Origin of the sequence: Desulfosceptrum tomskiensis (genome assembly GCF_049818055.1) — a bacterium.
Lineage (GTDB): Bacteria > Bacillota > Desulfotomaculia > Desulfotomaculales > JASEER01 > JBFLVT01.
In genome coordinates this window covers 764,293-784,142 of sequence record NZ_CP187479.1, presented here as the reverse complement: position 1 = coordinate 784,142, position 19,850 = coordinate 764,293, and the positions used below count along the sequence as shown (strand labels likewise).

Annotated in this window: 18 protein-coding genes; 2 read left to right on the top strand and 16 right to left on the bottom strand. The window is 61.4% G+C overall.

All coding sequences use genetic code 11. The annotated features are described in order from the left end of the window. From ACPV0M_RS03975 to ACPV0M_RS03950, 6 genes are all read right to left on the bottom strand, one after another. Positions 1 to 189 carry a hypothetical protein gene (locus ACPV0M_RS03975; RefSeq protein WP_425621673.1) on the bottom strand — a complete coding sequence of 63 codons (189 nt, stop codon included), beginning with the start codon at positions 187 to 189 and terminating at the stop codon, positions 1 to 3. Between the two features lie 148 nt (positions 190 to 337). Next, entirely contained in the window at positions 338 to 1,063 is a 726-nt protein-coding gene (locus tag ACPV0M_RS03970; protein WP_425621672.1) for an ABC transporter permease, read from the bottom strand. Then, positions 1,060 to 1,815 (bottom strand): ABC transporter ATP-binding protein, encoded by a 756-nt coding sequence (locus ACPV0M_RS03965; protein WP_425621671.1) that lies wholly within the window; start codon positions 1,813 to 1,815, stop codon positions 1,060 to 1,062. Before ACPV0M_RS03965 ends, ACPV0M_RS03970 begins: the two co-directional genes overlap by 4 nt. Continuing rightward, positions 1,815 to 2,783 (bottom strand): ABC transporter substrate-binding protein, encoded by a 969-nt coding sequence (locus ACPV0M_RS03960; RefSeq protein WP_425621670.1) that lies wholly within the window; start codon positions 2,781 to 2,783, stop codon positions 1,815 to 1,817. The genes ACPV0M_RS03965 and ACPV0M_RS03960 overlap by 1 nt, the downstream gene beginning before the upstream one ends. A gap of 65 nt (positions 2,784 to 2,848) precedes the next feature. Next, positions 2,849 to 3,295, bottom strand: a complete 447-nt coding sequence (locus ACPV0M_RS03955; RefSeq protein ID WP_425621669.1) for a YaiI/YqxD family protein — start codon at positions 3,293 to 3,295, stop codon at positions 2,849 to 2,851. Positions 3,296 to 3,337: 42 nt separating this feature from the next. Then, positions 3,338 to 4,255 (bottom strand): diacylglycerol/lipid kinase family protein, encoded by a 918-nt coding sequence (locus ACPV0M_RS03950; protein ID WP_425621668.1) that lies wholly within the window; start codon positions 4,253 to 4,255, stop codon positions 3,338 to 3,340. Between the two features lie 230 nt (positions 4,256 to 4,485). On the opposite strand from ACPV0M_RS03950, the gene ACPV0M_RS03945 reads away from it, so the two are divergent. Further along, positions 4,486 to 4,929: a peptidylprolyl isomerase gene (locus ACPV0M_RS03945; protein ID WP_425621667.1), complete on the top strand. Its 444-nt coding sequence runs from the start codon at positions 4,486 to 4,488 to the stop codon at positions 4,927 to 4,929. A gap of 25 nt (positions 4,930 to 4,954) precedes the next feature. On the opposite strand, the gene ACPV0M_RS03940 is transcribed toward ACPV0M_RS03945, so the two are convergent. Beyond that, positions 4,955 to 5,662 carry a DUF1287 domain-containing protein gene (locus tag ACPV0M_RS03940; protein WP_425621666.1) on the bottom strand — a complete coding sequence of 236 codons (708 nt, stop codon included), beginning with the start codon at positions 5,660 to 5,662 and terminating at the stop codon, positions 4,955 to 4,957. A gap of 167 nt (positions 5,663 to 5,829) precedes the next feature. Between ACPV0M_RS03940 and ACPV0M_RS03935 the strand changes: the two genes are divergently transcribed. Next, positions 5,830 to 6,639: a Gmad2 immunoglobulin-like domain-containing protein gene (locus ACPV0M_RS03935; protein ID WP_425621665.1), complete on the top strand. Its 810-nt coding sequence runs from the start codon at positions 5,830 to 5,832 to the stop codon at positions 6,637 to 6,639. A 61-nt stretch (positions 6,640 to 6,700) separates the two neighbouring features. Here the strand turns inward: ACPV0M_RS03935 and ACPV0M_RS03930 are convergent, their stop codons facing one another. From ACPV0M_RS03930 to ACPV0M_RS03890, 9 genes are all read right to left on the bottom strand, one after another. Continuing rightward, a complete protein-coding gene (locus tag ACPV0M_RS03930; protein WP_425622120.1) occupies positions 6,701 to 6,784 on the bottom strand; it encodes a hypothetical protein in 84 nt (27 codons plus the stop codon). Positions 6,785 to 6,937: 153 nt separating this feature from the next. Continuing rightward, positions 6,938 to 10,645 (bottom strand): helicase-exonuclease AddAB subunit AddA, encoded by a 3,708-nt coding sequence (gene addA / locus ACPV0M_RS03925; RefSeq protein WP_425621664.1) that lies wholly within the window; start codon positions 10,643 to 10,645, stop codon positions 6,938 to 6,940. Beyond that, positions 10,642 to 14,088 carry a helicase-exonuclease AddAB subunit AddB gene (addB, locus tag ACPV0M_RS03920; RefSeq protein WP_425621663.1) on the bottom strand — a complete coding sequence of 1,149 codons (3,447 nt, stop codon included), beginning with the start codon at positions 14,086 to 14,088 and terminating at the stop codon, positions 10,642 to 10,644. The genes addA and addB overlap by 4 nt, the downstream gene beginning before the upstream one ends. A gap of 115 nt (positions 14,089 to 14,203) precedes the next feature. Further along, positions 14,204 to 15,310, bottom strand: a complete 1,107-nt coding sequence (locus tag ACPV0M_RS03915) for an AAA family ATPase (protein WP_425621662.1) — start codon at positions 15,308 to 15,310, stop codon at positions 14,204 to 14,206. A gap of 1 nt (position 15,311) precedes the next feature. Continuing rightward, a complete protein-coding gene (locus ACPV0M_RS03910; protein ID WP_425621661.1) occupies positions 15,312 to 16,271 on the bottom strand; it encodes a metallophosphoesterase family protein in 960 nt (319 codons plus the stop codon). Positions 16,272 to 16,514: 243 nt separating this feature from the next. Beyond that, positions 16,515 to 17,012 (bottom strand): BON domain-containing protein, encoded by a 498-nt coding sequence (locus ACPV0M_RS03905; protein ID WP_425621660.1) that lies wholly within the window; start codon positions 17,010 to 17,012, stop codon positions 16,515 to 16,517. Between the two features lie 85 nt (positions 17,013 to 17,097). Then, the gene (locus ACPV0M_RS03900; RefSeq protein WP_425621659.1) at positions 17,098 to 18,069 is read right to left on the bottom strand and encodes an anti-sigma factor family protein; all 972 of its coding nucleotides are present in this window, start codon (positions 18,067 to 18,069) and stop codon (positions 17,098 to 17,100) included. 2 nt (positions 18,070 to 18,071) lie between these two features. Then, on the bottom strand, positions 18,072 to 18,518 hold the full coding sequence (locus ACPV0M_RS03895) for a sigma-70 family RNA polymerase sigma factor (protein ID WP_425622119.1): 447 nt from the start codon (positions 18,516 to 18,518) through the stop codon (positions 18,072 to 18,074). 225 nt (positions 18,519 to 18,743) lie between these two features. After that, positions 18,744 to 19,799 carry a 3-isopropylmalate dehydrogenase gene (locus ACPV0M_RS03890; RefSeq protein ID WP_425621658.1) on the bottom strand — a complete coding sequence of 352 codons (1,056 nt, stop codon included), beginning with the start codon at positions 19,797 to 19,799 and terminating at the stop codon, positions 18,744 to 18,746. Between the last annotated feature and the right edge of the window lie 51 nt (positions 19,800 to 19,850).

Sequence of the window (19,850 nt, the reverse complement as noted above, 5' to 3'; positions counted from 1 at the left end):
TTACTGAACTTCTTCTTTCTCCGACTCCTTGGCGTCGGTCCACTTGTCCAGGCCGACAGCCTCTTTAGTGGCTTCCCACGCCCGGCCGAGGTAGTTGGGATCGTCTTCAGCCCTCTTCTCCACATCCCGGTCTTTGTCCCCGTGAACGTCCTTGTCCATCCAGTCTTTATCCCTCTTGACATCAGCCATTATTTATCACCTCGTTTGTTAGTGTACCCGCGGAAACGGCTGATATTCCCCAGCAAGGCAAAAACCGGATGGGCGCCCCTTATAAAACTGCGTCTTACCTGGCCCCCATATAAGAAAATCCCAAAGCCCAATGCCCAGTCCAAAGCCCTTACAGGTGTTTCCAGGCGCAAACCCTGCGTTCCAGCTGGTCGATCGCCGTATAGAGCACGTACCCGAGCAGGCCCATAGCGACCACCCCGGCCCACATGTTCGGCCACAGCCAGGACGACCAGGCGTCCAGGATGTAATAGCCCAGCCCGTTGGTGCCGCAGATGGTTTCGGAAAAGAAGAGAACGGCGATCGCCGTACCCGAAGAGATGCGCAGGGCGGTAAAGATCTCCGGGAGGGCCGCCGGCCAGACCACGTGGCGGTACAGGGCGATTTTGCCCGCCCCCAGGGAGAGCATTGAATCAACGACGGCCCGGTCGATCTTCCGCGCCGCGTCGCGGGCGGTGACAAGGATTTGGAAGACAATGACCAGGCTGATCAGGAATATCTTGGCGCCGTCACCAAAATCAACAAGGAAAATTATGGGAAGGAACACGATTTTGGGAATGGGATAGACGATGTAGATAAGGGGGGCAGCGTAGCGGTCCCAGCGCTCTTCCCTGCCGAGAAACAGCCCGAGGGGGACGGCGACGGCAAAGGAAATCAGGATGCTCGCCAGTACCCTGGCCGTGCTCGCCAGGATGTGGCCCCCTAGTTCGCCCTGCAAACCCTTGGTCAGCACAACAAGCGCTTCAAGGGGCGTCGGCACTTGCTCGATGTGCAGGAGTAAGGCGGTAACGTGCCACAGCCCCAACAAAAATAAGAAAGCGGCAAGCTGTTGGATCATGGGACGTCACGCTCCCCGTTCAGCATCTCCCGCAGGCTGTTGCTCAGTTCGTGAAAGCCTCTGCTCTTGCGCCACGCCCTTTCCCCGACCCCAGGGTTTTCGAAGTCGGCAAGAATCCGGCTGGGCCGGCCCGAGAGCACGATGATGCGCTGGCCGAGGTATACCGCCTCCGGTATGCTGTGGGTGACGAAAAGGATGGTCACCCCGCGCCTCTTCCAGATTTCGAGCAGGCTGTCCTGGAGCGCTTCCCTTGTCAAAAAGTCAAGGGAAGAAAAGGGTTCATCCATCAGCAGAAGGTCCGGATCGAGAGACAGGGCGCGCGCGATGGCCACCCTCTGCCGCTGTCCCCCGCTGAGCTGCGCGGGATAAAGGGCTGTAAGAGCTGAAAGACCGAGCTCGTCGAGTATGCGCCGGCAGCGGGCCTCGATCTCCGGCGCAGCCAAATTGCGCAGCTGCAGGCCGAGAAGGGTGTTCTGCCATACCGTTTTCCAGGGAAAAAGCCCGTAATCCTGGAGGATTACGGCTGTCTTCAGTCGCCGGGATTTAACCGGTTCCCCGGCGACCAAAACGTGGCCGTCAAATTCAGGGCGCAAACCAGCCAGGACGTACAAGAGCGTGGTTTTGCCGCATCCGGAAGGGCCAATGACGGCGCACGTCTGTCCCCGGCCGAGCTCGAACGAGATGTTCTCGATAACCGGAACAGTGGCGTTCCTTTGCCTGTAGGTTACCGACAGCCCCTTGACGGAGATCATTACTCGGCCAGTACCCTCTTGTCCACAAGATCGTCGTAGCGCATGGGCTTCGCCAGGATGCCGTGGGCGGTCATCCACTCGACGACGCGCGAGATCTGTTCCTCGGTGGGGACCTGCGGCGGCGAGAAGAGGACTTTCATGCCGTGGTTGCTGTTCTCCAGAACCGGCGCCGGCACGCGGGCTTTTTCCGCCAGGAGGGTGTCGTAGGCCCGCGGGGAGGCCTGGATGTCTTCAACAGCACGGGCATAAGCCTGCATCAGCTTTTTAACGGCCCTGCCGTTATGGTCGAGGGTCTCCTGCCTGAAGTAGATGACCGTCTGGGTGATGTTGGCGCCGGCGGTATCCTCAACGATCACGCGGGCGCCCTTGACCTCGGCCAGGGCGGCGATCGGGTCGGGCAGCACGGCGGCCTGGACCGTCCCGTTGAGCAGGGCGTCAAGGCGCTGCGGGATTTTGGCAATCTGGACCTTCTTGATTTCTTCAGGCCCAAGTCCCGCGGAGACCAGGAGTTCGTCCACGACGTACTCCATAATGGTCTTGAGCGAGCAGGCCACCGGCACGCCCTTCAGCTGGGACGGTTCGGTGATGTCGGATTTGGGCGAGGCCAGGATAGCAAAACGTCCTTCCTCGGCCGTTACGCCCTGCCCGATGGAGACGATCTTGACGGGCGAACCGCCCGCGTTGAGCTGGGCTACGGCGATAATGTCCCCGAGGGCGCCGTCGATCTGACCGGCTTGTATGGCGGTATCACGTTCAAGGGCGCTGGGGAAATGCACAAGCTCAACCTCAACGCCGGCATCGCCGAAGTATCCCTTGGCCTCGGCCACCCAGAACGGCAGGTTGTCGGTGATGGGTAGCATTCCGAGCCGCAAGGGCTTTTCTTTTTCCCGGGTACAACCGGAAACCAGCAGGACAACGGCGAGCAAACCGACCAGGATAAGCAGGACCGGGGGTTTTTTGCGAAGCATTCTTCCGTCACACCTCCAAACGGCTAACTTCGACTGCCATGACGATAATCCTCCAACAAATTGGTTCAGGGGACAGGGGGCTTTTGCTCCAGAAGAAAGGTCAAGGCCTTTCTGAAACGCAGGTCGTCGGCGCGGGTGCGCTTGGCTGGGCCCTTCGTCCTCCCGCCCGTCCGTCGAAAGCGCACCTTGATTTCCCGTTCCTCAAGCAGGAAAGGAGCGAATTCAGGATGGTAGATACGTCCGCCCGGAGAAACGGCCTTGCCGCCTTTGCCCAGCACCACGGCGGCCAGGGCCCAATCCTGGGTGACGACCACATCGCCTTTTTCCACCAGGTTCATAATGCGGATATCGGTTTCCTGGCTGGCGTCACCGACGACCACGTGGTCGGCGGAGTCAATCCGGTGGGCGAAACTCGCCACCGTAACGACACTGACGCCGTAGCCGGCCGCAAGCTCGGAACAAATCGTTAGGACCGTTTTGGGACACGCGTCGGCATCAACGATGATCTTCACGGCACACGTCCTCTGCTTTAAATCCGTCATCGCAATTTTTACTTAGCCGGTGATAACACTGACTCCCCCGGGTACGATACCGAAACGGGCCGGCAGGTATCCCACGACCTCCCCGTCGGCCTCGATCAAGACAGGTTCCGTCGACGCCAGGAACACCTCGCGGCACTGGACGTAAACCAGGGACGGGTCCCGCAGGTGGGTGCCTTTATACACGCGCACGAGATTTTTCAATATGCCCGTTTTTTTCTGCCTTCCGAGAGCGATGAAGTCCAGAAGGCCGTCATCGGGGCGGGCTCGCGGGGTGATGTGCATCCCCCCGCCGAAGTAGCGGCAGTTGCCCAAGGCGGCGATGGCCAGGTCGAGCGATTTTGTTTCCAAACCGTCCACGGTACACTGCACGGGCTTGTAACGGTAGAGGATCAGCGTGGCGAGCGCCCCGTAGAAAAAAGACAGGAAACCGCCCAGACACTTGCTTGTCCGGTTGACGCGCCGGGCAGTTTCGGCGCCAAGCCCCACGTCGGCGACATTTAAAAAGTACCGGCGGCAGGGCTGTTTATCCATTCCCGTGCACTCGATGAAGCCGACGTCCAGCCTCCTGGCCGTGCCGGTTTGCAAAAGCCTGGCCGCCGCGAGAAGGTCGTGCGGGATGCCCAACGACCGGCCCAGGTCCTTGCCCGTGCCCATCGGGATGACGGCGAGTTCCACGTTTGCCGCACCGGCCGTCATCATCGCGTTTACGACTTCATTTACCGTTCCGTCGCCGCCAACGGCGATCAGGCGCCGGTATCCCTCGGCGATGGCTTTTTGCGCCACTGACTGTCCCGCCCCGGGAGCATCGGTATCCATCTGGTCGAAACGGAGGCCGAGATCGCGCATCTTCCTGCTCAAAGCGGGCCATGCCTTGCGCGTTCGCCCGCCCCCCGCAGCGGGGTTGACGATGGCCAAGGTGTCACAGGTCAAGCGGAAGCACCTCACTCAAGATGTCAGAGACCGGAAATAAGAAGTGACTAAACCGGTATACGTGAATCGTTCACCGCACGAGAAGGGAATCCTTCAGAGAGGAAAAGTAAGAGCGCGGGGTTCGTCAAGAAAGAACTCACCGGTAAGAACGCATGGACATTATTGCCAGGCCGGTTGTGCGTGTAATATGCTTAAGATACGTTAAAGATTGCAGTGAGGAGGCCAGGCGGTTGTCAGCAAAAACAATCTCGATGAGAACTTCTAAGGGCGAGATCACTATCGAGGTCGACCCCGACAGGATGCCGGTCACGGCGGGGAACTTTATCGATCTGGTGAGCCAGGGCTTCTACGACGGTCTCACCTTCCACCGCGTGGAGCACTGGGTGGTTCAGGGCGGCGACCCCAAGGGCGACGGCACGGGAGGCTCCGGCAAGCGCATCAAACTCGAAACGCACCCCGATCTCAGGAACGTCAGAGGGTGTATCGCCATGGCCAGGGCGCAGCATCCCGACAGCGCAAGCTCGCAGTTCTACTTCTTGAAGAAGAACGCTCCCTGGCTTGACGGGCAGTATGCCGTTTTCGGCATGGTTAAGGACGGGATGAGTGTCGTCGACAGCATCGAGGCGGGCGACAGGATGGAAACGGTTCGGGTCGTTGAACCCGGCACTCGATAGAGAATAGAGGCATTTACGCCGATAATTAATCCCTTGGTCTATTCTTTTGTTGCACGGGGATCCCGGGTAATTGAGTGCGGGCCGGAGGGTAACGGAAATGGTGCGTTATCCTGGTAGGCCAGGACGTGAGGACATCGGCCTCCGTGGCGTGGGGGCCGGCGTTATGGATCAGGAGCGGCACGCCGTCTCTGCGCCTTCTGTCGGAAACAATTCCGATGTGCTCCAGCGGCCTGCCGAAGACGACGATGTCTCCCCCCTGCCAGGCGGCGAGGTTTTCGGCGTCGCCCGGACGGACATCACAAGTCAGGCTCTCTCCGTATTTACTAAAGAAAACGACTAGGTTCGGCACCCGGCGAAAGTCGATATCCGGATCGGGGTTCCCCGCGACCCTGGGGTAATCCTCCGGGTCGTCGGCGATATCGGCGTCGACGAGGGCCTTGAGGTCGTGCCCGGCGGCGCGCATCGCGCGCCAGACCACGTCGGTGCAGGCGCCCTCGCCGTCCGGGGGGTAACCGCCCGGATAATAGGCCGCGCTGTACCTGGTCTTCCTGTCGGCCTCCGGCCGGGCGCCGGCCACGATATCGTCGGCGTCCAAGACCCCGTCCCCGTCGGTATCGATGTCGGCGACGATCCGCGGCACCGGGCAGGGGCCGTCGTCAACGGCACATCCGGCGGCACATAGCGTGAAAAGCACGCCGATTAGTCCAAAAACAGCCAAACCTAGTTTATGCATCCGCTTCCCCCATAGATTTACTGGTACGGGATTCGCAACGGGACGTGCTTTCTCCTTTGTTGGTGGTAAGCTAAGAAGGAAATAGGAGTGTCCGACTTTTTGGTGAGAGTTGGTGAGGAAACGTGTTGTTAGCGCGATATTTCCGCCTTTGCGGAGCCATATTCCTGTTGTTCTTTCTCTTGTTCCCGGCGGGTTGCGGGAGAGAAGCCCGGCTTTCCCCCCGTGTCGACGAGCCCGGCAAGGCGGAAAAATTACAGCAGGTGGCCGTCTATTACCCCAAAACAACGCAGACCGACGCCTTCCTGGTCCGTGAGATCCACCAGGTCTCCGGCGACCGCAACCCTTACAGGCTGGCGCTGCAGGAACTTATTTCCGGAACGCCCCGAACCCCGGGGGCAACGCAGGTTTTGCCCAAGGGCACCAAGGTTCTCGATATCAGGGTCAAAAACGGGCTGGCAACAGTCAATTTTTCGGAAGACGTTCTCAAGGTCAACGTCGGAGCCATGGGAGAGATGCTCGGCATTCAGTCGGTGGTCAACACGCTCACCGAGTTCCCGGAGATCGAGCGGGTTTCTTTTCTCGTCAACGGCAGGCTGGATAACCGTGCCAAGGACTGGTGGGGACACGTGGGCCTGTACGAGCAGCCTTTCAAGCGGAACCTTTCCAGAGTCTACGAGCCGGCCATTTGGATCACCGCTCCCGCGCCGGAAAGCGTCGTCGGCAGTCCCCTGCGCGTGGCCGGGAGCGCCAGGGTCTTTGAAGGAACGGTAAAGGGGCGGCTGGTGGAAAACGACAGCCGGAAACTGGCGGAGGGCTTTACGACCGCCACCGCCGGAGCCCCCGCACGAGGGGACTTCGAGCTTATCCTGACCTTCAAGCCTCCGGCTGAAGGAAGGGGCCGCCTCGAGGTCTTCTGGGAGAGCCCCGAGGACGGCCGCGAGGTCGACAAGGTCGTCGTTCCCGTACGGTTTAAATAGGCCTCGCTAATAATGAAAAGAGACTGGTCTCACAGCCAGTCTCTTTTTGCGCCAATGCTGCTTAGGACTTTCTCTTGAAGGTTTCACACTGGGTTTGGTCCGAGGCTGAAGCCTGGGACGAGTGGTTGCGCGCGACCTGGATCATCGGAGCGTCACACTTCACGTTATGGTTATACTCACATTCGGTGACGGTGCACTTGATTTCCGGCATCGGCTCACCCCCTTTCTCCGTTATCTTTGCCCATGATTTAGCGAGTTATGCAAAAAAGGGGGGCTCGCAGGGGAAGGCCGTCGGTTGTCAGCGTTCTTCCAGCCGCAGCGCGCCAGCGGCGCCCCGGCCGAAGAGGTAAAGATAGCGCTCCTTGACGCGCCAGCCGAGGACGGTCTCCAGGGCCCGGGCATAAAGCGCGAGCTGCCCTCTGTAGCGCGCGATCATCCCGTTTCCCCCGTCCTTTTCGACACGGCCCGTCTTATAGTCGATGAGCACCGCCCCGTCCTCCTCCAAGAAAACGCAGTCAATCACGCCCTGCAGCAGGACCTTTTCCTCGCTCGGAATTCCTTCCAGGAACGGGTAGACCTCGGACGCGGGGACGGCCATGGTGAACGGGAGTTCGCGGTACACACGCTCAGCCGAACGCATGCGTTGCCCCAAGGAGGTGCGGAAAAAGCCGGCCAACTGGGCACAATCCACGGCCGTCAGCTGGGCCTCCGTAAGGAAGCCGCGCAACTGCAGGTCCTTAAGCTGGCGGCCGACATCCTCTTCGTCAAGAACGGCCTTGAGGTCGAGGTGCTGCATGGCGAGGTGTACCGCGGCGCCGACGTCGGCAGCCGAAAGGGCGCCGGGATGGACGAGGAAGCCAGGCCTACTCCTGAAGGCGTAATCGTCGAACTCGAAAGGCCGGGCTGCCTCGTCCCCGGGCAGGCCGGCGGCAAAGGCGTGCTTGGCTTCGGTGACCGTAAGCTTGGCCGGTATGGTCTGAGCGGGCAGCCACGGGTAGACCCAGCTCAGGCGCCGGTCGATCTCGGCCGCGTGCTGCGGCGGGCCGGGCCAAGGCCGGCCCTGGCCGATGAAGTTTAAAGTCTCCGCCGCCCCAGCGCCGGCTGGCCGGAAATCGCGCAGGGACTCCGGCGTCAGGACGCGGACCGACCAGCGGGAGGGATCGGCAAGCATCCGGCCGGCAGTTTCTCCAATGTCGCATTCCCGTCGCAGGGCGGCGCAGTCGGGGTGCCTGACGAGCGCGGGAACAAGCCAGTCAAGGGGACAGCGCGCCGAGAACAGAATGTGGTCGGGGATGGCCCAGCCGTCGCAGGCCGCAACCTGCGACCAACGCAGCACCGCCTTGCCGCGGTCGGCCACTGAACCGATCAGGATCAGTTTTTCACGGGCCCTGGTCAGGCCGACGTAAAGGGTGCGCATCTCCTCGGCAAGCGCCTCCGACTCCAGCCGGGCCCGGATGGCGCGCCTGGCCAGCGTTGGATAGACCACACGGGAGGCCAGGTCGACGACCTGCGGGCCCAGGCCCAGCTCGCGGTGCACCAGGACGCCCTTGTTAAGGTCCTGTTTGTTGAAGACCTTGCCCAGACCGGCCAGGATCACGATGGGAAACTCCAGACCTTTCGCCCTGTGGATGCTCATGATGCGGACCACGTCCTCGTCTTCCCCGAGAGCGCGCGCTGTCCCGAGGTCTCCCCCGCTCTCCCTGATGCGCCCGATGAAGCGCAGGAAACGGAAGAGGCCGCGGAAAACAGTGGTCTCAAACTCCCTGGCCCGCTCGTAAAGCGCCCTGAGGTTTGCTTGACGCTGCGGCCCGGCGGGCAATCCTCCGACAAAATCGTAATAGCCCGTGTCACGGTAAATGTTCCAGATTAGGTCCGAAAGGGCCCCCCGGCGGGCCATCGTGCGCCAGGCCTCCAGCTTTTCCAGGAAGGTGTTAAGGATTGCGGCCGCCGGCAGGGACGGGTCGCCGGCCGCCGCATGCACGGCGTCGTAGAAATCCCCGTTCTCCCTGGCCAGGCGGATGGATGCCAGGTCCTCGCCCGTCAGACGGAAGAGCGGCGAACGCAGAACACCGGCCAGCGGGATGTCCTGCCGCGGATTGTCGATGACGGCAAGCAGCGATAGCATGGTTTCCACTTCGTCGGCGGCGAAGTAGCCCGTGCCGAGGTCGGCGTAAACCGGGATGTCCTGCTGGCGGAATTCCTCCACGAAAACGCTCGCCCAGCCCGACGTCGCCCTCAGAAGGACCACGCAGTCGCGGTAGCCGGCGGGCCGGTAATCGCCCGTCGCCTTGTCAAAAACGCAAACTCCCGACTTGACGATGTTCTTGATGCGCCGGGCGGCGAGCAGCGCCTCCGACTGGCCGGCGGTCAACTCCCGGGCTGACGGCGGGCCGTTTTCTCCCTCGCCGTCCTCGGCGCCGTTTTCCTGTCCGCCATCGAGGTTAAGAAGGTACACCTCCACGGGGCCGGCGACGCTGTCGACGGCGGGAGGCGGCGCGGGGTACAGGGCGGCGTGGACGAGCTCGGCCTCAGCGCCGTACGGCATTTCCGCCGCCCTCGCGGTCATGATCTGCCGGAACAAAAAGTTGACGGCGTCGACGACCTGGGCCCGGCAGCGGAAGTTGCCGCTCAGGTGCACGAGGCGGCCGTCGGCGCCCGGACGTTCCCTGTAATCCGCCTGCTTCGCCAGGAACAGCCCGGGCTCGGCCAGGCGGAACCGGTAGATGCTTTGTTTGACGTCCCCGACCATAAACAGGTTCCGCCCGCCCGGCTGCTGGCGGGAAACAGTCTGCAGGATGCGCTCCTGGACCGCGTTGATATCCTGGTACTCGTCAACAAGCACTTCCTCGAAGCGCCCTCGCAAGTCGCCGGCGATCTCGGTTTCCTCGAGAAGCCGCAGCGCGTGGTGTTCAAGATCGCTGAAATCCAGGACGTTGCGGTTGCGCTTGGCCCTGGCGTAAGCGTTGTCGAAGGCTTTGACGACATCCACGAGAGCGCCGGCCATCGGCGCGACCAGCTTCAGGTCCTCGACGGCCTCCGCCGGGGAACGCGAACAGTATTCCTCCTTGAGCTTTCTTACGAGCTCCTTGGCCCTGTTACGCAGGTGCTGAACGCGTTCCTTCAGGCCGGGCTCGACGTCCCCGCCGCGGCAGGGCTTGATCTTGCCAAAGGCAGCCCGGGAGCAGGCGGCGTAGAAGCTTTCCCAGTTTTCGGCCAAGGTGGTGCGGATACCCGCAACCAGGGCCTCGTCCTCGGCCAGCGTCGCCAGGTAGATCCCGGGCCCGCCCGGTTGCGACGCCAGCGCCCGGGCGAGGCGGAGGTCGTGCAGCGCCCCGTCAAGGGCCAGCGCAATGTATTCCTTAAGATCGCCCATCCACGGAAAATCATCCAGGTCCATCTCTTGAGCCGACAGCGACCCTGCCGCCCCGGCGAGCCACGCCTGCGGATCGGGATGGGCGCCGGCGTGCCTGTGGATGTCCAGGACCAGGTCCTGCAGCAGGTGGTCGCCGCGTTCCCCCCCGTAGGCGTCGACCAGAGCCAGAAACCCCGTTTCCCCGGAAGCGTAGTAATGCTCGAACAGGGTCTCCACCGCGTCCAGGCGCAGCAGCGCGGCCTCGTGCTCGTCGGCGATGCGGAAGGCCCCGTCGATATCGAGCTTGTAAAAATACTGCCGCACGAGCTCCAGGCAGAAGGAATGCAAGGTGGTGATCGAAGCCCGGTCAAGCAGGGCGAGTTGCCGGGCCAGGTACCTGTTCTCCGGGTCGGCGCCGAGCGCGGCCCCGACGGCCAGCCCCACCCGCGCGCGGATCTCGGCGGCGGCCGCGTTGGTGAAGGTGACGACCAACAACCGGTCGACGTCGACCGGTTTTACAGGATCGGTGATGCAGCGCACGATGCGCTCCACCAGGACGGCCGTCTTCCCCGTCCCGGCCGATGCCGCAACCAGGACGTTGGTGCCCCGCGCGGTGATGGCCTCTTCCTGCTGGGCGGTCCATTGCGTCGTCAATTCCCGTCACCTCCGGCCGCAGCCGCGAGGGCGAGCCAGATCCGGTCTACGGGTTGCGCCCGCAATCGCCGGTATTCATTGCCGGGCAGCAAAGGGTCGAAATGGCACACCGGGCGGTAGGGGCAATACCTGCAGGAATTGTAGCTCTTGCCGTCACAGGGGTTGATCCCGACGGCGCCGTCCAGCATCGCCTTGCCGGCCGCGGCGAATACCCGGTGGACGTGCGCCCGCAGCAGGTTGAACCGGTCCTCGGATACGGCGGCCGCGGGCGGATAAAACGAGCCGTCGCTCTTAAGGCCCACCGGCAGGATTTCCGACAGGTGACCCGTTTGCCTGTCCATCATGCGGACGACTTCGGAATCGGCCAGAACGAACCCCTTCAGTTTGAGAGCGGCAAGGATTTTCTTCTCGGCCTCGGGAGGGTTCAACGGCCCCGGCGCGGCGACAAACGGGTCGCTGACGCTGAAATACAGAATCCCGGCCGGCAGGGCCGGCTTCCCGCATATCCGGACGGCGTGCGTAATGATGACGTCCAGGTACGCCAACAACTGCAACTGAAGGCCACAGGCGATAAGATTGAGGTCGGGATTGACGCGGCCTGTTTTGTAATCGATAATGCGGAAATAGTTACCGGAAGGTCCCGCAGCCATATCGACCCGGTCGATGCGCCCCTGCAGCTCGATCTCGCGGTCGTCGCCCAGTTTGAGCCGGATCGGGGGCAGTTCTTCCCCGGGACCGAAACCGATCTCAAAGGCCACAGGCCTGAAAGCCCCCCGGCGGCAGTGTTCGGCCATAAGCGCCAACGACCTTTCCAGGGTGCGCTGCAGCTTCCGGCTGAAATAGCGGAAACGGGCCGTGCTGAACAGGATTTCGCTTTTAAACTTCGGGGCCAGGTCCTCAAGCACTTCCGAGGCCAGCCGCCTGATCCCGGCGCGGTCGAGCTTTTCCCAGCCGTCTTCCCCGTCCCGCACACGCTCCCCGGCCATCTTCAAGGCGGCATGCAGGAAATCGCCCACCGCCGGCGCTGCAAAATCGAACTGGGGCCGCTCGCTCAGGCGCAGCCCGTGGGACATAAAGTGTGCGAAATGACAGGCCTGAAAACGTTCGACCTGAGAGACGCTCAAGCGTATGGGACAGCGGTACAGGTGCCGGGCCTTGACCGGGGAAATGTTTTGCTCGTTGTTCCGAAAAGTCAGACTGGCCAACAAACTCTTAAAACGGCCGGCCCACTGCGGGGCGGTCAGAAACCAGTTATAGGCTTCCAGCCAGACGGGGTCGCAGGAACCGCCCCTCCGCAAGGCCCGGAGCGCCGCGATAACGCAGGACATCGTCGGCTCCGGGCGGCATATCCAGGAGACATCCCCCGACGCCGGTTCAATGCCGGCGAAATCCTCGCGCAGCCGCGGGAAAAGCTCTTTAAGGCGCTGCAACAGCCGCGAGGGAGACAGGGCCCGCCCCTCGGCATCGCTCATCGGATAGCTGACCCACAAATACTCGCTGGCTCTCGTAAGGGCGATGTAGACCAGGTACTGTTCCTCGAAGACACGCTGCCGGCCGGATGGCGACAGTTCCACCCCGAGCGCTCGCAGGCGCTCCTGCTCGCGTTCAGTGAACAGGCCGTTCTCGGACGGCCGCATGGGCAGAACGCCGTCGTTGGCCCCAAGCACGAAGCACGCTTTGATCTCCGGGTTGCGCGAGCGGTCAAGGGCGCCGACGAGCACCTGGTCGACCCCGGGAGGGATCATTCCCAGGCGGATGCCTTCCACAGCGCTGCCGATAACCCGGACAAGGTCCCGGAGCGGAAGGTCCGCCTCGCCCAGGATCAGGACGAGCTGGTTAAGCAGGTGCACGACCTGTTCCCACACCTGTTTGTGTTCCTGGCTTTCTTCGAGCCGTCCGTTATTCGCGGCCGCTCTGGCCCACGACGCCAGGCGGCCGGGAACGCCGAGCCCGTCCAGCAGCTTGAACAGGTTCGCCGCGAGGGCGGCCGCGCCGGGAGCGCTCCGGGCTTGGGCGCAAAAGGCCGCCAGCTCGCGGGTCGCGCGCCTGCGGATGTCGTTGATCCGAGCAAGGAACCGCTCTTCCCCCGGGCTTGGCGCCGAGGCGTCATCCAGGCTGCGCCGCGCGAGGTACGGCCAGGGTTCGGCGCTAAGCCACTGGCCTTCCCTGATGCCGTGGGCCAGGACGTAGTTTTCAAGCAAATCAACCTCTTCACGGGTCACCGGGACGAGATCGGTCTTGAGAAAGCGGAAGACGGCGTCGTACGGCCAGCCGTCGGCCGCGACCTCCAGGGCCGAGGAAACCAGCTCGATAAGCGGGTGATGACCGACCGGCCTCTTGCGGTCAATAAAAAACGGGATGCCGTAATCGCTGAAAACGCAGGCCAGCAGGTCGTGGTACTGTTCGATGTCACGCATAACGACGCTTATTTCCCGCCACCTGTAGCCCCGGTCGCGGGCCAGGCTCACGATCTCGCGGGCGGCGGCCTCAACCTCGGCCCTTCGGTTGGCGCCCGCCACCAGGCGAAGGCCGGCGGGAATACCTTCGTAGGGCGGTGACGGGCGGCGATAAAAGGAAGACTCCAGATGCCGCAGCACCGGGCTGTCGAGAAAGCGCGCCGGCGACGACAGCACCACCGTCTCCTCGATGCGTACCCCGGCGCGGGAAGCCATTTCAACCAGCCGCCGGTAGGTGGCGCGGGTGGGATAGAAACCGTCGGACTCGTCGGCGGCGCCGGCATTGCCGGGGTCCAGGCAAAGCGCGACGTTCAGCCGCCCGGCGTGCAGCGCCAGCGCGTGCAGCATCGCATATTCTTGGGGGGTAAAACCGGAAAACCCGTCGACCCATATCTCGGCATCCTTGCATATCAGGGCTTGGCCGGCTTTTTGGGCCGCAAGGGCGAGAAAATCGTCGGGATCGGTGTACCGGCCCTCGAGCAAGCGGCCCAAAGCCGCCCAGACCGCAACCAGGTCCCCCAACTTGTCGGCCAGGGGGTCGCCGGGGATGCTTTGCCGGGCGGTCAGGAGTTCCCGCGGGCCGACGTTGCAGAATTTCAGTTCGGAAAGGGTGCGCGCAAGAACATCACAGAAACCGGGCTGCGCCGATGACCGTATAAAGTATTTTAACTCTTTGCGGTGTTTTTCCAGGATCAGGCGCAAGGCGATACGTTTGCCGATTTCGCTGATGCGCGGGTGGCAGGCTCCACCGGTTTCCTGGAGGATGCGCAGGGCGAGGCGGCGGAAGCTCAAGACGTGGGCCCTTGTAAAACCGCCGAGCCCGCTCGTGCGGGCCAAACCGAGTTCGGTCTGGAAAGTAGCCTGTTCCGGGACAAGCAGGATTAGCGGGCGGCCTTCGGGGGCCCGGCGCAACCGTGCCCCGATCTCGTCGAGGCACAGCCTGGTTTTCCCCGCGCCCGCGCGGCCGAGGATCAGGCGAAGATGCAAAGGACGTTCCTCCTCCGTTCCCAAATGCCCGACAGTATTATTTTCCGGGGGAAAGACAGCGGTTTGTCATTGCGACAACATTTCGGAAGAAACGGCAGGTATTCCTGCACGCCTTTTAGGAGCCCGGCCTGCGCACATAACCCCGGATGCTGCTGCCCCGGGAATGCACGAAGGTTTCTCCTTCGCGCCGTTCGAAGACGTACAGCATATCGGCCGCCGCTGTGAGATGCTGGTCGTGGGTGGCCATGACGATCTGCCTGTCAAACGTGTCGGCTACCGTCTTGAGAAAACGGCTCAAGCCGAGCGCGTACTGGTCGCTCAAATGCTTGACGGGCTCATCGAGAAGGAGAGGGCCGGGAAGCCTGGGCTGGTGGCCCTCCAGGAAAGCAATGCGCAGGGCTAGGGAGATGACGTCGACGATCCCCGCGCCCTGGGATTCCTGAAGAATCCCTTCGAGGGGAACGGCTCCGGAGGAAGACACGATAGAAAATTCGCAGACAATCTTCGGGTCGCGCCTGGCGAAACCTATCTTGAAGGTCGGCTCCGGCCCGAAAATAAAACGCAGCGCGCTGTTGACAAAATCCTCGACATCGCGCCGGGCGCTTTCCCTTACGCTGGCGGAAGACTGGGCGAGCAGCCGGCAGGCCTGCTCAAGCACACGGACGTCTTCCTCGCCGGCGCCCCGGGCTACACCCTCTTGCAAGGCGCTCAAGCAGCCGTCCAGGGCCCGGTCGGCCACGTGGGCGCCGCGAAGACGGCCGATCGCCTCCGCCCGCACGTCCTCCGGCTCGGTAAGCAAAAACGGCTGGTCGAACTGGCGGGAGACGTTGATCGCTGCCAGGACGCCGTCGGCGAGCAAGACGGGGGCGATCCCGTGGACGCCGCGCACCTCCTGGGGCACCTCGGCGTCGCTGGTTTCAAATGTCCGGCTCGCGCCGCCGGGATAGAGGATGAGGTAGGAATTCCGCGCGCGGGTGCGCGTCCTGCTGAGCGCCGTCCCGTCGCTGTACTCCAGCGAGACGCGGCACCAGTCCCGGCCCGAACGGATGAAAGCCGTCCCGCAGGGCTCGTTGTAAAAAAGCCAGACCAGGGCCCGCAAGACGCTGCTTTTGCCCTGGTTCGACTCACCGACGAGGACGTTGAAACCGGGCACCAGGACAAGCTCGGTCCTGCCGTGGGATTGAAAATTCTCAAGGACGACGCGGGCGATGTATGCCGTCAATTCACCCTATTCCTTTCCGGGCATCCTGTAAACGGTGCATGGCTTCGTCGCGCACCTTCTCGGACAGCGTGTCCCTCTGGGCCAAGTCGTGCAAAACGTCTTCGAGGGTGGAGGCCGATCCCCAACCCTTGAGGTAATCGGATAAAACTGCTTCCCGGGCTGTAAAATTATTGGCTTGCTGCGTGTCGATAACGGTGCTTCCGAGGGGTGCCGAAGTTAGCGGGATCAAGACGTAAGCAGGCTTTTCGCCCGTAAGGTCGATGAGCAGGACCTGCGGCCGGCGCTGCACATCAGCCGGCTGCGGCGAAAGGCGCGCGAGGGCGCCGGGGTTCGCCACCGTCCGCCCGTCGAACGTCACGGGAGCAAAGCCGAAGTGGGCGTGGCTCCCGAGCGTCAGGTCGGCTTCGGTGTTTTGTGCGACGGATTCGGCCAGGGTATGCGGTATCTCGGGCGCCACAGGTCGGGTCAAAAGCAGGCCGTGCGTGGTGTGGATGGCGAAATCGCAATCGACCTTGCGGACGCAATAATCCATCCTGAAGTCCCGCCTATCCATCGCGTAGTGAAAGTGCATTCCCGAAAGCTGCACTCTGACACCGCCGGCTTCGACGTAGACAGGAGATCCGGGCTGCAAGAGGCGAAAATGCCCCAGCCTGGACAGGAAGCCAAGCATGGTGCGGTCGAGCGTTTCGGGGTTATAGGCGTAAATGTCGTGGTTCCCGGCCACGGCGTAGATGGGGGCCCTGATACGCGCCAAGATTTCCATGAAGTCCCCCACCACGGGCAGCGGCAGGCTGGGCATGTCAAAAACGTCACCGCCGTGGATCACAAAATCGACGCGGTGCGTTTCAACGAGGCCGACCACCTCGATGAGCTTGGCGCGGAGGGTCGAGGCGAAATCGTCGAGCCTGTATTTGGGGTTCGTGCCCCGGATGTGGGTGTCGGTCAAGTACAAGAGCTTCATACTCGGCCTTCCCGGATTTACTTTAGATGTTGCTCAGGTTTTCGTCGGCTTCCCCGGTATTTCCTGCCGTGAGGGATAGAGAGAAGAAAAAGCCCGGCATCGTAGGAACTGTTGAAAAACAACGGTTGCCGGTCCTCTCCGAGCTTTCAGTAGGATTCGACAGCCTGGTTTCATTAACTTGAGATGCGTTTTGTTAAAGCCCCATTTAGCCGGCAGTCTAATAGCTTGGCTTGGTGTCGGCTGTCATCTCTCTTCATCGTTGCGGACCTGTGAGTGGAAGAGTTCGTCAAGCGACGGCTCGTGCTCCGCGCGGCTAACCTGGTCGATCACTTCCCTGACGCCTCGTGCCTTCGCGGCGGCGGGCCTCGCGGCGCGAATCTCCGATGGGTCGTCGGTATGACCGACCAAAAACACCCTTCCTCCGCTAACCTTCGCCCCGACCCGCTTTGCGTCCAACCCCGGGGTCTGGGCGAACTCCTCCATCACCTCTTCCAAGACCTCGGCGTCGGTAATCTGCCCGTCGGTGCTGATGGCAACGTCGTTCTCCACCCTTTTTACGCCGGGCATGGACGAAATCAGCCGGGTAAGCTGCTGCTTTTCGGCAAGAGTATCGACGATACCCGTCAAAACAACCTCTCCGTCGTGCTCGCTGGCGTTGAGGTCATAGCTGTAGAAACCTTTGTGGTGTTCCAGGAAATCCTGGATCCGCTGGCCGACTCCCCGATCGGCTTCATCGTGCATGTCTGCGTCACCTCAGGATTATTATGCCCAGCACTCAACTCGACAACCAAAAGGTCACGAGCTAACACTTCTTTACGATCACTCGTCATTGAGTGCTGGGTGGCCCTAAAGCGGCAATCTCCAGCAGCAACTGTGAAAGTTCTGGGCTCTTGACCAGGATGACGCCCCGCTCGGACAAACCGTAGCACTGAACCAGGTCACCGGGTACCGCCGCAAGAATCAACAGCCGGTCGTTTTTCATTCGCAGGAAGAGGCCGCCATTGGGCTTTTCGGCGTCCGGAACCTCCAAAACCGGCACGGACGCATTAAGGAGCTCCACCGCGGTTTTGGCCTGGACGTCATCGACGTTCCACTGCTTTTCCGTATCCCTGTATAATACCTCTTCCAACTCTCCTGGCTGGACGGCTACACCCGGCATCGTGGCCGCCAGCATGCGGGCACTGCTGCCGTTTGGATGTCCTGAACCGCGCTTCGGAACGCTGCCGCCGTTGACAGTAGCAGTCAGTGATCGCGGCGAGCTGCCCTCTGAGCTGCCATTATCCACTATAACAGAGTCTTGCCCCTGCAACGCTCCTTCATTATCGGGAGACATCCCGATGACCCCCGGAGCGGTTTTAACCTGCGATTGGGCACCCTCGTCCTTTAACTGTTTATCAACCTGCTGTTCCTGACTCTTGGCTCTACCTGGCTGGGAATCCGCGACCTCCCGGGGCGGCCCGAAACCAAACTGCTGCAGACCCAAACCTACACCGACAGCCAGGAAGAAAACGGCCGCGACGGCGAATGCGCCCAGCCATCCTTGCCATAATCTTGCGGGCCGGACCACCAGTTTCTGCTTGAGGGCCCGCCATGCCGATTCAGTATCAAAGCCAGGACTATCCAGGGCCTGCGCGTACAGCGCGAGCTTCGTATCGACAAAGCTGCTGCACTCCCTCAAGTTATCCAGTCCCTCGCGGCACAAGTCGCACTCTGAAAGGTGCCGTGCAATGCGTTCACGTTCGCTTTCGGGGACTTCGCCGTCCAAATAGGCCTGCAACGTACCCTCGTTAAAACACATGGTTAGGCACCTCCCTCCTGGCGATTGAATTCATCACGGAATTTGGCTCGCGCCCGGGCCAGGATAGTACCCACGGACGAAGCCTCCACGCCTATGGCCCGCGCCACTTCGGCATAACTGTACCCGGAAAACCTAAGGATCAAACATATTCGGTCGCGTTCAGCAAGTTTGTCCAGAACGGACCTGACCTGTTTCACCTCGTGCCGGCGCCAGAACTGGTCGACGTCGGTAGTGTGCACCCCTTCGGAAACCGTCCTGAGCTCTCTTTTCTGGCGGTTCTGTTCCCTTTGGATGTGCTTATAGGCCAGATTGACAGCCACCTTACGCAGCCACCCGACAAGATTGTCGCGGTGACGGGGCGGCGTCGCGTACAGCTTGAGGAAAGTCTCCTGGGCCAAGTCCTCAGCGCTTGTCCGGTCGCCGGTAACATAAGCTAACTGGCGGCAGATTTCCGGATAATAGCGTTCAAAAAGCTGCTGGTATTCTTCCAGCGTTAAACTGATACCTTCCCTAACTCCTCTTTCAGAGATAGGTCCACACCTCCTGGACCACTCTCTATTCTATCTAATCCTTGAGTGGCTGATTTGTGACGTTAAAGCGCCACAGGAAATTATTAGACAGATTTTATAACCTGCTAGTCCTGTATGGTCTCAAAGTACCATCCAGACCATACCCTAACCTCCCAGATAACCGACGATCAAGTCCCCGACCTCGCTGGTGGAATATCCCATCCTACCGGCGGCCATGCTCTTGAGGTTGTTGGCGCACGCCAGCTTCACGGCCTCTTCCACCGCTTGCGAAGCTGCGTTCTCGCCCAGGTGTTCGAGCAGCATCGCCATGCTCATGACGGCGGCAAGCGGGTTGATGACGTTTTTACCTGTATATTTCGGGGCCGAGCCGCCGATCGGCTCAAACATCGAGACACCCTCGGGGTTGATGTTGCCGCCCGCGGCAATACCCATGCCCCCCTGGATCATGGCGCCGAGATCGGTGATAATGTCGCCGAACATATTGTCGGTAACAATCACGTCGAACCACTCGGGGTTCTTGACCATCCACATGCAGATGGCGTCAACGTGCGCGTAATCCCGCTCAATGTCGGGGTATTCCTGGCCCACCTCGTGAAAGACGCGCTCCCACAGGTTAAAGGCGTAAGTCAGGACGTTGGTCTTGCCGCAAAGCGTCACCTTTTTGGCCTTGTTGCGCTTGCGACAGTATTCAAAGGCGAACCGAATGCAGCGTTCCACGCCCTTGCGCGTGTTTATCGAGGTCTGAATGGCCACTTCATCGGGTGTTCCCTTTTTGAGAAAGCCGCCCGACCCGGTATAGAGCCCTTCGGTGTTCTCCCGCACCACGACGAAATCAATATCCTCGGGCCCCTTTCCTTTTAACGGGCATTCAACGCCGGGAAAGAGCTTGACCGGGCGAAGATTGACGTACTGGTCAAGGGCAAACCGCAGGGTCAGCAGGATACCTTTTTCCAGGATGCCGGGTTTAACGTCCGGGTGACCGATCGCTCCCAGGTAGATCGCATCGAAAGTCTTTAGTTCATCTACGGCGTCGGGAGGCAAGACCTCCCCGGTCTTCAAGAAACGCTCCCCGCCGTAGTCAAATTCAACGGTCTCATACGCAAAGTTAAACTTTTTGGCGATGGCGGCCAGAACCTTAAGGCCTTCACGGACCTGTTCCGGACCGGTCCCGTCCCCGGGAATCACAGCAATGCGGTACATCTTTTACACGCCTCCAAATGCTTGTTAAATTTATTGGCATTTCCGAACGGA

What these genes read in the sequence shown, in the direction of transcription:
- ACPV0M_RS03975 (WP_425621673.1), bottom strand. Translation starts at nt 189, where the DNA reads ATGGCTGATGTCAAGAGGGATAAAGACTGGATGGACAAGGACGTTCAC.
- ACPV0M_RS03970 (WP_425621672.1), bottom strand. Translation starts at nt 1,063, where the DNA reads ATGATCCAACAGCTTGCCGCTTTCTTATTTTTGTTGGGGCTGTGGCAC.
- ACPV0M_RS03965 (WP_425621671.1), bottom strand. Translation starts at nt 1,815, where the DNA reads ATGATCTCCGTCAAGGGGCTGTCGGTAACCTACAGGCAAAGGAACGCC.
- ACPV0M_RS03960 (WP_425621670.1), bottom strand. Translation starts at nt 2,783, where the DNA reads ATGCTTCGCAAAAAACCCCCGGTCCTGCTTATCCTGGTCGGTTTGCTC.
- ACPV0M_RS03940 (WP_425621666.1), bottom strand. Translation starts at nt 5,662, where the DNA reads ATGCATAAACTAGGTTTGGCTGTTTTTGGACTAATCGGCGTGCTTTTC.
- ACPV0M_RS03930 (WP_425622120.1), bottom strand. Translation starts at nt 6,784, where the DNA reads ATGATCCAGGTCGCGCGCAACCACTCGTCCCAGGCTTCAGCCTCGGAC.
- ACPV0M_RS03910 (WP_425621661.1), bottom strand. Translation starts at nt 16,271, where the DNA reads ATGAAGCTCTTGTACTTGACCGACACCCACATCCGGGGCACGAACCCC.
- ACPV0M_RS03905 (WP_425621660.1), bottom strand. Translation starts at nt 17,012, where the DNA reads ATGCACGATGAAGCCGATCGGGGAGTCGGCCAGCGGATCCAGGATTTC.
- ACPV0M_RS03900 (WP_425621659.1), bottom strand. Translation starts at nt 18,069, where the DNA reads ATGTGTTTTAACGAGGGTACGTTGCAGGCCTATTTGGACGGCGAAGTC.
- ACPV0M_RS03890 (WP_425621658.1), bottom strand. Translation starts at nt 19,799, where the DNA reads ATGTACCGCATTGCTGTGATTCCCGGGGACGGGACCGGTCCGGAACAG.